At 37.3% G+C, this 12,768-nt stretch carries 12 protein-coding genes; 8 read left to right on the forward strand and 4 right to left on the reverse strand.

From position 1 onward, the window contains the following. Nucleotides 1–3: 3 nt before the first annotated feature. Genes AC0L3Y_RS14225 through AC0L3Y_RS14240 form a run of 4 tightly spaced genes read left to right on the forward strand, consistent with a single transcriptional unit; the run spans nucleotide 4 to nucleotide 5,225 of the window. Nucleotides 4–3,417 (forward strand): SbcC/MukB-like Walker B domain-containing protein, encoded by a 3,414-nt coding sequence (locus AC0L3Y_RS14225; RefSeq protein WP_473465091.1) that lies wholly within the window; start codon nucleotides 4–6, stop codon nucleotides 3,415–3,417. Nucleotides 3,418–3,428: 11 nt separating this feature from the next. Beyond that, entirely contained in the window at nucleotides 3,429–3,743 is a 315-nt protein-coding gene (locus tag AC0L3Y_RS14230; RefSeq protein ID WP_473465094.1) for a BolA family protein, read from the forward strand. A 17-nt stretch (nucleotides 3,744–3,760) separates the two neighbouring features. Then, complete coding sequence (locus AC0L3Y_RS14235; protein WP_473465097.1) at nucleotides 3,761–4,063, forward strand: STAS domain-containing protein; 303 nt, start codon at nucleotides 3,761–3,763, stop codon at nucleotides 4,061–4,063. A gap of 13 nt (nucleotides 4,064–4,076) precedes the next feature. Next, nucleotides 4,077–5,225, forward strand: a complete 1,149-nt coding sequence (locus AC0L3Y_RS14240; protein WP_473465101.1) for a SpoIIE family protein phosphatase — start codon at nucleotides 4,077–4,079, stop codon at nucleotides 5,223–5,225. 20 nt (nucleotides 5,226–5,245) lie between these two features. On the opposite strand, the gene AC0L3Y_RS14245 is transcribed toward AC0L3Y_RS14240, so the two are convergent. Continuing rightward, on the reverse strand, nucleotides 5,246–5,902 hold the full coding sequence (locus tag AC0L3Y_RS14245) for a UPF0149 family protein (protein WP_473465107.1): 657 nt from the start codon (nucleotides 5,900–5,902) through the stop codon (nucleotides 5,246–5,248). A 96-nt stretch (nucleotides 5,903–5,998) separates the two neighbouring features. Between AC0L3Y_RS14245 and AC0L3Y_RS14250 the strand changes: the two genes are divergently transcribed. The 4 genes from AC0L3Y_RS14250 (at nucleotide 5,999) to AC0L3Y_RS14265 (ending at nucleotide 9,815) form a co-directional block, all read left to right on the forward strand. Next, nucleotides 5,999–7,756, forward strand: a complete 1,758-nt coding sequence (locus tag AC0L3Y_RS14250; RefSeq protein ID WP_473465111.1) for a RecQ family ATP-dependent DNA helicase — start codon at nucleotides 5,999–6,001, stop codon at nucleotides 7,754–7,756. Continuing rightward, a complete protein-coding gene (locus AC0L3Y_RS14255) occupies nucleotides 7,756–8,271 on the forward strand; it encodes a SprT family zinc-dependent metalloprotease (RefSeq protein WP_473465116.1) in 516 nt (171 codons plus the stop codon). The genes AC0L3Y_RS14250 and AC0L3Y_RS14255 overlap by 1 nt, the downstream gene beginning before the upstream one ends. 124 nt (nucleotides 8,272–8,395) lie before the next feature. Further along, nucleotides 8,396–9,235 (forward strand): tRNA 2-thiocytidine(32) synthetase TtcA, encoded by an 840-nt coding sequence (gene ttcA / locus AC0L3Y_RS14260; RefSeq protein ID WP_473465118.1) that lies wholly within the window; start codon nucleotides 8,396–8,398, stop codon nucleotides 9,233–9,235. Between the two features lie 10 nt (nucleotides 9,236–9,245). After that, nucleotides 9,246–9,815 (forward strand): YfaZ family outer membrane protein, encoded by a 570-nt coding sequence (locus AC0L3Y_RS14265; protein WP_473465123.1) that lies wholly within the window; start codon nucleotides 9,246–9,248, stop codon nucleotides 9,813–9,815. A gap of 97 nt (nucleotides 9,816–9,912) precedes the next feature. Here AC0L3Y_RS14265 and AC0L3Y_RS14270 read toward each other — a convergent pair whose 3' ends face one another. From AC0L3Y_RS14270 to hemN, 3 genes are read right to left on the reverse strand one after another with little or no spacing between them, the layout of a single operon-like run. Beyond that, nucleotides 9,913–10,455: an adenine phosphoribosyltransferase gene (locus AC0L3Y_RS14270; RefSeq protein ID WP_473465128.1), complete on the reverse strand. Its 543-nt coding sequence runs from the start codon at nucleotides 10,453–10,455 to the stop codon at nucleotides 9,913–9,915. Nucleotides 10,456–10,480: 25 nt separating this feature from the next. Continuing rightward, a complete protein-coding gene (gene fnr / locus AC0L3Y_RS14275; protein ID WP_473465133.1) occupies nucleotides 10,481–11,242 on the reverse strand; it encodes a fumarate/nitrate reduction transcriptional regulator Fnr in 762 nt (253 codons plus the stop codon). A gap of 21 nt (nucleotides 11,243–11,263) precedes the next feature. After that, nucleotides 11,264–12,634, reverse strand: a complete 1,371-nt coding sequence (gene hemN, locus AC0L3Y_RS14280) for an oxygen-independent coproporphyrinogen III oxidase (RefSeq protein ID WP_473465137.1) — start codon at nucleotides 12,632–12,634, stop codon at nucleotides 11,264–11,266. Between the last annotated feature and the right edge of the window lie 134 nt (nucleotides 12,635–12,768).

The raw sequence follows: 12,768 nt of genomic DNA on the forward strand, positions 1-12,768 counted from the left end.
AATATGAAAAAGCTCAATCGAATCGTATTAGTAAATTGGTACCTACTTGGTGCAGAAGAAATCAATATCCGTGGTAATACAGCTATTGTTGGACCAACTGGCTCAGGCAAATCATCTTTGTTAGATGCCATTCAAACGGTATTGACTGGTGCTAGTAAGCGTCATTTGAACTACAACGCCAGTGCTAATGATGGTAAAGCCAGTGGGCGTAGTATTCGGTCTTATATTCTAGGTATGATAGATTCAGGTCAAGCCAACGCGAAAGTGTTTGGTACTCAACCAAGACAAGATGCAACAAGCTACTTAGCTTTGGTTTTCGAGGACAGTATTACAGGTAATGAATCATCAGTTGGTTTGGCTCTTAGCGCTTCATTAGCGTCTCCAGAGGAAGATGTGTTAGGTCGCTTTGTATTGCCGAATCATGGCGCAAGAAAATCTGATTTTATTGATGCCATGGAAGGAAAAAGTTATAAAGCTAAACCTTGGGTTGAAGTGCGTGAGTCATTAAAAAAAGTGTGTCTTGACCCATACATCAAATCAGGTAGTGCATCAGCAACACAATATATTAACCGCTATCTTGAAGAGTTAAGCCCTAGTTCGGACAAATTAATTACACTAGATAGTTTTTTGAAAAACTTTAAAAACGCCCTTAAATTTGTTCCGATTGCTTCTCCGACTCGCTTTGTTCAAGACTTTGTTCTCGCTGAAGCTCCTCTTCAGGTTGGTGCATATCAAAAGTCTTTAAATGAATACCGCCATCTTGAAGCGAAAACCTTGGAAGTCTCTAGTCGTATTGATGATTTAAAAAACATTCAGTTAGATTGTGAGAAAAAACACCAACAAGAACAGAGTGCCGTTAACTATCAATGGATAGCAACAGAAGCGCGTTTTGATGAACTTGGTAGCAAACAAGATGAGATTCAAGACCAATATGAATTGCAAAAAGAACGTGAAGAAGAGATTGAAGAAGAGCTAGCAACACAAGCCAGTTTATTGAAACAATTACAAAGTCAGCTACTCCGCTTCGAACAACAATACGAACATTCTGATGTTGGTTTGAAGTTGCAGCAACTTGAGCAAAGTAAAAAGCTTTTAGTATTGCAAGGTCAACAAGATCAAAAAGCGATCATACAGGTGCGCCAACTGACTTTGTTGTTGTCATCTCTTAGTTCGTTTGAAGATTTACTTTCCAAAGATACAATCAGCTTGATACAAGAGTTCTCTGTATTTGATGGTTTAATTACAGAAGACGGTCGAGTTGAAGGTAACCTTAAACCACTAACTCAAAAACTGAATGCACTAAATACACTGCTCGATAAAGAAAAAGCTCAAGTATTTGGACAACGTTCAGAATTGAACCGTACCATTTTAAATTTGAAAGATGAATGTAAGCAATTAGAGTCTGATGTTTCATCTTTGAAAGGAGGCGTGAGCCCATTATCACAAAATACAAAGCGTTTAATTGCTTTACTAAAAGAAGCCAATATTATAGCGACCCCACTAAGCCATTTGGCAGAAGTAACCGACCGTAAATGGCAAGACGCAATTGAGGGGTATTTAGGCGCTCAGCGTGAAGCACTTATTGTTGAACCCGATGATGCGGAAGAAGCTATTCGAGTTTTCCGTGCTCATCGTCGTCAGTTGATGGGTTGTCGTGTTGTTGATACGACTCAGACCAGACTTTGGCTAAACCGTGGTGATCAAAATTCAGCATTGCGCTTTATTCGTTGTAATAATGATCATGCTCAAGCTTATTTAAATCGTCGTTTAGGTGGCATTAAACCTGTAGAAACAGAACGTGAACTATTACGCGAAGACAGTGCCATGACTGCAGATGGCATGTTGAAATTATCAGGTACGATTTCAACGATTCGGTCTGTGCCTCACATGATGGTTGGTATTAATACTGAAGGTATGCGTGAATCACGAGAGACTCAGCTTGCTAAGTTAAGTGGCGAGTTGATGGGCTTCTTAAAAGCAGACCAACGCCTTGAGCAAGCTGATTCATTATTAGGTCGAATCATGGCGAACAATCAGTTTGATACGGAATCACTTGGTAATGCAAGTCATGCTGTTACACGATTAACTCAAGAACTTGACTCTGTAGAGGCTGAGATTGCTCAACTGCAAAAACATGACGACACAGACCTTCAAGAACGAATTGAAGAACTAAAAGTTCGTATTACTAATGTCGAGTTAGAGCAGAAAAAACGTGATCGTGAGCGCCAACAAATTGCAGAACAATTCGGTGCATTAAATACACAGAAGAGCCAATTAAGTTCAGCGTTATCTGCGCTTGATGAAGAACGAAATCGCTTAACTTCTAACCCAAGATATGATGCTGAGTTTGCAAGCGAACGTTATGCGTTACTCGAAAGTAGTATGGTTAATGGTGCTGCGATTTATAAAGAGGCAATTAGTCGAGCAGACAAGGCCAGTGAAAAAGCCCGTAGTTTTGATCAAAAAGTTCGTAAAGAAGTGGCCGATCATTACTCTAAATACCATCAGGCAAATCTAGATAATGACACTCAACTGGATTATTTAGAATCTAAGTTTGAAGAGTTTGAACATTATGTTTCTTACCAAATTGATGTGTTGAGCGAAACAGAGTTGGCGAAATACGCTAAACGAGCTGAGTTAGCACGCCGAGAAGCTGAAGAAACATTCCGTTCTGATTATGTCTCTAAGTTGAAAGACTCTTTGGATCAAGTTGCACACATTATTAAAGAGTTGAATCACAGCCTTAAACGTCGCCCATTCAACCATGAAATTTATCAATTCCGATATTACCCAAATGGGGATATGAAAGACATTTTGGATCTTGTTGAACGTTTTAGCGCTCAAGATCAGGCAAATGTTGGTGGATTGTTTGATCCTCAATTAAGCGATGACCCTGAACATGCTCGTGCGATAGCTTCGATTCAAGAACTTATTTCTGATGAAGAAAAACAGCAAGATCTAGCTGATTACCGTAAGTTCTATAATTTCGAGGTTGATATCCTTGACGCAGAAGGGAATAAAAAAACTACATTGAGTCAACGTATCCAAACGGGGTCCGGTGGTGAGCATCAGATTCCATTCTATTTAGCCATTGCTGCGGCATTGTCTACAACATATCGTTTACATGAAACTATGGATGGCGATATTGTGGGTGGGTTCTCATTAGCTATGTTTGATGAGGCATTCAATAAAATTGATATGGTTAAAACATCAACTTGCATGGGCTTCATGAAAGACATTGGCTTGCAAGTTATTGCAGCGGCTCCAGATGATAAGCGTGCTGTTATGGCTGCCAATATGGATACTATTATTAGTGTGTGGCGTGAAGGTGGTGCTGTTTCTATTGATGTTGCTTATCCAAAAGAGAAAGGGCAAGTACTCCTTAATGGCCAATTAGATAGTCTGCCAACGGTATAATAGAGAAAAATATGACAGTACAGGCACAAATTGATCAACGCATCAAAGATGAAATGAATGTTCATTATATGACTCTTGAGAACGAGAGTTACATGCATAATGTGCCTCAAGGCAGTGAGTCACATTTTAAACTGGTGTTAGTAACAGATGTTTTTCATGGTAAAAGGCTCGTTCAGCGTCATCAGCTTGTTTATAGCATCTTGAAAGAAGAAATGACAAAAATTCATGCTCTTGCAATGCATTTGTATTCAATAAAAGAATGGCAGGAGCGTAATTTACTTGCTCCTTCTTCGCCAAAATGTCACGGAGGAGAGAAGGGCGAATAGCCTTTGCTTGGTAGCTTATGAGTATTTCAGTAACGGTTAATGACAAGCAAGATATTGCAACTATCACCATAGTTGGAAACTTTGATTTTTCTTTGTTTAATGATTTTCGTGCAGCTTATTGCGATTTACCGAAACCATATAAACTTTATGTTATAGATATGAATATGGTTGAGTATTTAGATAGTGCGGCTTTGGGCATGCTGTTAAGTATGCGTAATTCAGTTAATCCAAGCAGTGATATAGAGCTTAAGGGTGCTAATGATTTCATTAAAAATATTTTAATGATTTCACGTTTCGACAAGCGCTTTAGCATTCAATAAGGGCGCTATTTTAATGAAATTATTATGCGTAGACAGTGAACCAGTTTATCGCGAAATTCTTTCCTTATGTGCGGAAAAAGAAAACATCCAAGTTAAAAGTGTGGCAACATACGATGAAGCCATATTAGCCTTTATCGATTATGCTCCTGATATAGTAACCTTAGATGTTATCCTTAAAGGTGGTAATGCTTTTGAGCTAGTCCAAAATATCAAACGCTTATCAGGTAGTCGCTTTGTTCCCATTATTTTTCTTTCTTCTCATGCGTCTGACTCCGTGATGGATCAGTGTTTTAAATCTGGCGCCGATGACTTTATTCCTAAGCCATTCAATGAGGTATTATTCAATATTCGTCTTAAAACTCATGTTCGTCATGTTGAATTGATGAAGGAGATGTATCGTAAAAATAAAGCACTTACGTATTATCAAACAATGATCGAACGCGAACATGAAATGGCTCATCAAGTTCTCAATCATATACAAAACAGAAGTGAAAATAATTCTGAGCATGCCGCTATAACGCGATTATCTGCGGCAAGTTTTAATGGTGATTTAGCTTTAGTCAAAACTCGCTTTGATGGGGCTCGTCTTGTATTTGTTGGCGATTTCACAGGTCATGGGTTGCCTGCATCTATTGGTGCATTACCTGTTATGCAGGCATTTTTTGATGCTGTAGATGATTTGACTCCAGTAGAAGAACTTGCGTCTCAAATTAATAAGATGTTATTCAATATTCTGCCAGATTATATGTTTTGTGCAGGCTATCTTATTTTGATGTCACCAGATGGAAAACTTGAATATTGGGGCGGAGGAATGCCAAACGCATTTATACGTCGAGAAAGTGGGGAGATGGATTATTTGCAGTCTAATCATATGCCCTTAGGTGTGCTTTCGTTCACGGAGTTTGAGAGTGACTTCAAGAATAATAAGCTTAATGCTGAAGATACTCTTGTCATAGTGTCTGATGGTGTTCTGGAGTTGAAAAAGAATAATGGTGAAATGTTAGGCAATAACCTAGTAGAACATCTTATTTTAGAAAGCTATGCTGATAAAAGTCTTTTAGAAGCTCAGAAAATGGCAGTTCATAAGTTAACAGAATATCTAGGTAATTCAGTGCAGTTAGATGATATAACGCTTGTAGCACTTAGAAACACCCATCCATAAATCATAGATGGGTATTGATTTTATGCTTTTTTACCGTTCTTTTTCTTATTTTTGCTCTTATTTCCTTGATGCTTAGATTTTGGAGAGGCTTTAGGAAATGGTCGTTTTTCCGGTTCAGTACGCATAACTAAAAATAAATCTGTTACAACTTCTGGGATTTGAGCAATACAGGAATTAGTCAGTTTTTCACTCGAGCGAATCTGTACCACTTCTTCATCATCAAATAAATCTGAGGCAACCATAATTGGCAAAAGAAGTTCGGCGACCACTTCTTCTTTTTCAGACTCAAACCAGTTGGCCTCGGTCATAAATACACCTTCCATAAAACCAGTTGCCCATTCTTGTAGCTCACTGAGTTCTTCTGGGGATGTTCCCATTTCTAATTCACAGGGAATCAAAAAGCCTTCTTCTGATTCTTGTTCTTTTTGAATATCTAAAAAGAGACGAGATAAATACTGAAGAATTTGCTTTTCTTGTTTCTCATTATCAAACTGAGGTGTGTCTTCAAAAATAACAGGTAACCACTTTTCTTCAGGAATACTAACAGGGCAAATAGATAATGCGGTTAAGAAACCATGAGCCATCACAAAGTTCTGACATTCTTCATGGACTTGATCTGATTCTAAAAAATTTTCTAACGTCTCTAACTCAAGGTCATCAAGAGGTTGGTGCGCCATGTAGATATTTCCTTAATACAAATTTAGTATTCGATTTTAGCGAAAAGAAGGTGAAAAATCGATGCAGAAAGTGCGCTGTTAAGAGATAATTCCAAAATGAACTTAAAGAAACAGGTACTTTCCCGTTTAGGCTACACTGAATACCGCCCATTGCAAGAACAAGCAATTGACGCGTTATGCTCAGGCCAAGATGTTTTGCTCGCAGCACCGACTGGAGGAGGTAAGTCTTTGGCTTACCAAGCAGCTGGGCTTATCCTAGATGGTGTAGCTATTATTGTTAGCCCCTTATTGTCTTTAATGTCACAACAGGTTGAAGAATTAAATAGAAAAGGTGTCCGCGCAAAATTTCTAAACTCAACTCTAAACCCAGGTGAGCAACACGATTTAGTTTCAGCCTTACGTCATAAGCATATTGATTTACTGTATTTGTCACCAGAGAAGCTTGTTCAGTCATCTGTTATGGGCTTTTTACATAGCTTCGATATTTCCTTATTCGCCATTGACGAAGCACATTGTATCTCACAATGGGGAAGTTATTTCAGGCCTGAATATAGCCAGCTTGGTCAATTGAAAGCAGCTTTTCCAACCGTGCCAATTATAGCTCTCACAGGAACTGTCGATAAAAACACAATAAATACAATTAAAGAATCATTACAGTTGAATAACTGTCTTGTTATGCATAGCAGTTTTGATCGCTCTAATATTCATATCCAAATTGCCCAGAAGAGAAAAGCCAAGCAACAGATTTTGTATTTTCTTCATAATGAGGTTCCTGGTGAAAGTGGTATTATTTATTGTCGTTCTAGAAAGAAAACAGAAGAGCTAGCTCATTGGCTTAATGAGTTAGGATTGTCTAGTTTAAGCTATCATGCAGCGATGACAGATTCAGAGAAACAAATCAATCATAAGTTATTCTCTGAGCAACATGGCACAATTATGGTTGCGACAACTGCTTACGGGATGGGGATCGATATTGCTCATGTACGTTTTGTCGTTCATTTAGATTTACCCAGCAGCCCTGAAGCCTACTTTCAGGAAGTTGGTCGCGCAGGACGAGACGGTAATCCTGCTAAATCTCTTTTACTATATGGTCTGCAAGATATGTTGCAGGCTCAGCAGTTTATTGTACTTCAGCCTTCAGGGTCTGAAAGCGATTCTCAACGTTTAGGTGATTTTTTTCGTATTTTAGAAGGTAGAGGTTGCAGGCGCAAAAATATACTTTCTCACTTCGATGAAAGAATTTCAGAATGTGGTTTTTGTGATCGCTGCCTTGGTAGTCATTCAGAGTTGAATATGACGACAGCAAGTCAAAAGCTTTTGTCTCTTATCTACCACACTAAAGGTTTGCAGCCATTTTCTGTTTTGATTCAAATATTACTAGGTAAAAAAACGAGAGCAACTAGTTTAATAAGAGCTGAATCATTATCGCTATTTGGAAAAGGAAAGGAACTTGCAGAGGCACAATGGAAGTCTATAATTCGCCACCTTATTGCCTATGAATACATTACATTAGGGCAATCTAGTGTTTTTACTGTTCAAATTAATGAAAAAGCTCGAGCTATATTAAAAGGTAATATACAGATTATTATCCCCAGTGAGCGTTATTATCCAATATTAAATGAAGACCAGCTATCAGCTGATAATATTAGCTTACATCGAATCCTATCTTGGAAAAAATCATTCAATGATGTTGATTTAAGTGATTCTCAGCTTAGACTCATTTGTTTGCATAAACCGAACTCTATAGCATCATTAAGTCGTTTAACCGGGTTACCAAAAGAAAAAGTGGCTATTTTCGCAGACAGTTTAATCAAAATCATACATGACGCCAGTATTAATGAGGTTATTGCATAATGATCTCAGTATCTCAAAAAAATCACGTAGCACCAGATGTAATGAATACCGTGATTGGGAGTGTTAATCTTTGTTTTGATAAGGCAGATGCTTTTTTCAATAATAGGTTTAAACGTGCGAGTTGTAATTTTAAACAAAGAGGGCGAGCTGCAGGTACTGCGCATTTACAAAAAAATGAAATTAGATTTAATTATTTTATGTATCAACAGGATCCAAATAGATTCATTGATACTGTTATTCCCCATGAAGTGGCTCACATTATCGTATTTCAAATTTATGGAAGTACAGTCAAGCCTCATGGAAAGGAATGGCAGGCTGTAATGATGAAGGTTTATGGTATAAAACCAGATAGAACTCATACTTTCGATATTCCTCCCCCAAAAGAAATTTATCAATACCATTGTGAATGCCAGCAGCATGATTTCACTAAGCGCCGGCATACAAGAGCACAAGGAGGTGTTCAATATATCTGTAAGAACTGCAATTCAAAATTATTTTTTAGGTCTAGAATCTAAATTGTTATTTGCTGTAAAAGTAAAAAAAGTGATTTTTTATGTACTTTTACATTATTACATCCATTTTTGATGCGATACCTAGATCCTTATAGTAATATATGCGCGTTTTGTTTATAGCGTGTATATGATGGATTTATCTAGTCGACCTAAAGAAAAATTGGAGCAAAATAAGCTCCAGAAACGTCTCCGTAGATTAACGGGCCAAGCTATTGCTGACTTCAATATGATTGAAGAGGGTGATAAAGTTATGGTTTGTTTGTCTGGTGGTAAAGACTCTTACACAATGCTAGAAATCTTAAGGAACCTGCAAGCCAGTGCTCCAATTGATTTTAGTATTATTGCTGTCAATCTAGATCAAAAGCAGCCCGGCTTTCCAGAACATATTCTTCCTGCATACCTAAAAGGTCTGGGGGTAGATTTTCATATTCTGGAACGTGATACTTACAGCATAGTAAAAGAAATCGTTCCAGAAGGAAAAACCACTTGTGGTTTATGCTCTCGTCTAAGACGTGGTTCCTTGTATGGTTTTGCTGAAGAAATTGGTGCTACCAAAATTGCTCTAGGTCATCATAGAGATGACATTTTAGAAACAATGTTTCTAAATATGTTTTTTGGCGGAAAATTGAAATCCATGCCGCCAAAATTACTGAGTGATGATGGTAAGCATGTTGTTATCCGTCCTTTAGCATATTGCAAAGAAAAAGACATAGAGGCATTTGCCCTTATGAAAGAATATCCGATTATTCCTTGTAATCTTTGCGGTTCACAGGATAATTTACAAAGACAGGTTATTAAAGACATGTTGAAAAAATGGGAAAAAGACTTCCCAGGTAGAACAGATTCTATGTTCACTGCTCTTCAAAATGTGGTTCCATCACATCTAGCAGACAAAGAATTATTTGATTTCAAAGGTTTAAAGCAAATACCATCTGCTTTTGATCGATTAAATATTATTTCATTATAGGATAATAGAAATGAATATTATGCATAAAGCTTTATTGTTAACATTTGGCATTTTAGGGTCTTCTTTTGTTAATGCGTCAACGGCAGGAGTCAGTTTAACTAATGAGACTGTGCAAGGTGATGTTAATTTAGATTTAGGTAGTTTTGGTCTTAATGCTGGCGTAACTCATGATTCAGATGAAAACTCATCTACAGGTCATATTGGTTTAACTGTAGAAGATTCTGAAGGAGATGGCGGACCGCTACAAGTTGGATTAGGGGTTCGTTTGTATGTTATTGATGCAGACTTGAATGATGATGAAAATGAAGTATCAGCTGCTCTTAGTCTTGGCGGCTGGTATCGTTATACACTTCAACAAGCAAATCGTTTAAGCATTTATGGCTCTCTATACTACTCTCCAGAAGTATTATCTTTTTCTAACTTAGACCATATGTATACTTATGATCTTCGTCTTGAATACATGACGATGCGCAATTCTCGTGCTTACATTCGTTATGGTAATACTGTTATTGTTTATGATGATGATAGTCGTAAGGAAATTAACAAAGGCTTCTCCGTTGGTGCTGTTGTTGATTTTTAAAAAAACGATTATGGATATAAGACAAATAAAAAAAGGTGGCTCATGCCACCTTTTTTTATTTGTCTTATTCTATTTTACGTTAGCTACAATTATAAAATTATTCACCATCATAAGCACAAAGACAAAAGACCGGGATGTCACTGTCTCTTAACTTTTGGCTACCGCCTAAATCTGGTAAATCAATAATAGCAGCTACTTCTTTTATATTAGCGCCTTGTTGTGTTAGAAGTTTTATTGCTGCGAAGAGTGTTCCACCTGTTGCAATTAAATCATCAAATAACAAAACTTCATCGCCAGCTTTGACTGCACCTTCTTGGATTTCTAATTCCGCTTCACCATACTCTAAATCGTATTTTTGTGAAATAGTTTTACCTGGAAGCTTACCTTTCTTACGCACTAAAATAAGAGGTTTTTGAAGCTCATAAGCAAGTACGGCAGCAATCAAAAAACCACGAGCATCAATACAAGCAATATGTGTAATATCCGTAGACATATATCGGTGAACATAGGCGTCAACAACCATCCTCATACCTTTAGGATCACTAAAGATAGGAGTAATATCACGAAAACTAATGCCTTCTTTTGGCCAGTCTTCCACTGTTTGTATTAGTGATTTAACATAAAAATCATCGTAGAGCATATTTAGTAACGCCTTAATTTATCGATCAAATGTTGGCGATTTTACCACAATCACTCGCAATCCCAACGAGTTTTTGCATTTCTGGGAAGTCGACTATCTCAATTTCTTTGCCATCTACATGTATTAGCTCATTTTTCTGGAAGCGGGTAATGACGCGGCTTACAGTTTCGACAGCAAGTCCAAGATAGTTTCCTATTTCTCCACGGGACATAGAAAGTCGAAAAGAGCTTGCAGAATAGCCGCGTTTTTTGAATCGGTTGGATAGATTTAGTAAAAAAGAAGCTACTTTTTCATCCGCATTTTTCTTACCAAGCAATACCATCATTTGTTGATCGTCAGAAATTTTTCGACTCATCACTTTAAATAATTGATGTCTTAACGATGGTATTTGTGCGGATAGCTCTTCTAAATGGCTGAACGGGATTTCGCAAACTGTCGTTGTTTCCAATGCTTTAGCAGAAACCGGGTAAGTGCTCGAATCTATACCGCTTAGACCAACCAACTCACTAGGACAATAAAAACCAGTAATTTGTTCTTCACCATAGGATGTAATGTTAAAGGTTTTTAATGTCCCAGAGCGAACAGCATAAACCGAATCAAAGATTTCCCCTTGGCGAAAAAGAAATTCTCCTTTTTTTAACGGTTTCTTACGTTCGATAATTTGATCTAGCTTATTGATGTCTTCATCTGCTAGGGCAATAGGCAGACAGAGAGCACTCAAACTACAATTTTGGCATTGAGATGTAAGAGTACTGTTAAAACGTGTCTGTGCGTGTGTTGTTGACATGTGAATCTCCCTGACCTGAATTTATATAACTTTTGAGTATTTTATACTGTTGTTCAAATACTTATCGAAAACCATACAAATACAGCGAATAAGCAATCTACCTCGGTCTGTAACGTTAATAATGGTCTGCATTCCATTATCTTTTATTTCGATCATACCATCTTCGATCATAGGTATAAGATTATCAACTTCTTCTGCAAAATATTCAAAAAAACTAATATTATATTTTTGTTCGATAGTACCTGTATTTAATTCAAATTGAGCAATAAGCGTCATAATGACTTGGTGACGAACTCTGTCATCAAAATTACTAATGTAACCTCTATTGATAGGTAGTTGACCCTTTTCAATACTGTGTTGATATTGATCTAAATCTGTATAGTTTTGGATATAAACGCCATCTAGGTCACTAATAGCAGAGACACCAAATGCAACTAGGTCAGTACCTGCGTGAGTGGTATAGCCTTGGAAGTTGCGCTGTAACATACCTTGTTTTTGAGCTTTAGCTAAAGTGTCATTAGGTTTTGCAAAATGATCCATACCTATGTATTCATAACCAGATGAAATTAGATATTCAATGCTCATCCTTAATAATTCAACTTTAATACTAGGTATAGGAAGGCTTTCATCAAGTATTCGTTTTTGAGCTTTAAAACGTTCAGGTAAATGGGCGTAATTAAAAAGAGATATACGATCTGGAGACAAAGCAATTACCTTGTCTAAAGTATCTCTAAAACCCTCAATGGATTGAAACGGTAAACCATAGATCAAATCAAAATTAATTGATTTAATGCCCATTGCACGAGCATCCTCCACAAGATCTGCTACCATTTTAACTGGTTGGACTCGATGTATGGCTGCTTGAACCTTACTGTCAAAATCTTGAACGCCAACACTAATTCTATTTATCCCCATTTCAGTGAACAACTTAAGTTTGGATGGCGTTATTTCTCTAGGATCTATTTCTATACTGTAATCTTGAGAGCCATCATTAATAAGGTTGAAATGCTGGTTTATTATATCAAATAGACAGCGAATGAGGTCTTCTGTGAGGAAAGTAGGTGTTCCACCGCCAAAGTGAAGCTGTGTAACTTGCCTCGAATGATCTAGCATCAAACTACGCAATCTCATCTCTTCACCAAGTAATTCAACATACTCAGCACCTTTCTCATATTGCTTGGTCACAATTTTGTTGCAAGCACAGTAATAACAAAGGTGAGCACAAAACGGGATATGGAAGTATAAACTAAGAGCTTTATCTGAAGGCATCATCATTTTATCGATTAAAGCGATTTTACTGATGCCTGTATTAAATTGTGGTGCTGTTGGGTAAGACGTATATCTAGGTCCTGATAAATCGTACTTACTAACGAGTGAAGAATCCCAAATCATGATTTGTTCCTATTAAAATTTCTAATAGAAGTTTACTCCTTAGCAATCAGGAGTTTTCTGATCCAGATCAAGGATATTAACCTGTTAAGAAAATAAGGCATTTGGTAAATTAGGTTGGATAAGGTGCCCTGTAA

The sequence above is a fragment of the Marinomonas sp. GJ51-14 genome, from assembly GCF_055808695.1.

Coding starts and splice junctions, on each gene's coding strand:
- AC0L3Y_RS14230 (WP_473465094.1), top strand. CDS start 3,429: ATGACAGTACAGGCACAAATTGATCAACGCATCAAAGATGAAATGAAT.
- AC0L3Y_RS14270 (WP_473465128.1), bottom strand. CDS start 10,455: ATGCTCTACGATGATTTTTATGTTAAATCACTAATACAAACAGTGGAA.
- AC0L3Y_RS14250 (WP_473465111.1), top strand. CDS start 5,999: ATGAACTTAAAGAAACAGGTACTTTCCCGTTTAGGCTACACTGAATAC.
- AC0L3Y_RS14240 (WP_473465101.1), top strand. CDS start 4,077: ATGAAATTATTATGCGTAGACAGTGAACCAGTTTATCGCGAAATTCTT.
- AC0L3Y_RS14235 (WP_473465097.1), top strand. CDS start 3,761: ATGAGTATTTCAGTAACGGTTAATGACAAGCAAGATATTGCAACTATC.
- hemN (WP_473465137.1), bottom strand. CDS start 12,634: ATGATTTGGGATTCTTCACTCGTTAGTAAGTACGATTTATCAGGACCT.
- ttcA (WP_473465118.1), top strand. CDS start 8,396: ATGATGGATTTATCTAGTCGACCTAAAGAAAAATTGGAGCAAAATAAG.
- AC0L3Y_RS14245 (WP_473465107.1), bottom strand. CDS start 5,902: ATGGCGCACCAACCTCTTGATGACCTTGAGTTAGAGACGTTAGAAAAT.
- fnr (WP_473465133.1), bottom strand. CDS start 11,242: ATGTCAACAACACACGCACAGACACGTTTTAACAGTACTCTTACATCT.
- AC0L3Y_RS14255 (WP_473465116.1), top strand. CDS start 7,756: ATGATCTCAGTATCTCAAAAAAATCACGTAGCACCAGATGTAATGAAT.
- AC0L3Y_RS14225 (WP_473465091.1), top strand. CDS start 4: ATGAAAAAGCTCAATCGAATCGTATTAGTAAATTGGTACCTACTTGGT.
- AC0L3Y_RS14265 (WP_473465123.1), top strand. CDS start 9,246: ATGAATATTATGCATAAAGCTTTATTGTTAACATTTGGCATTTTAGGG.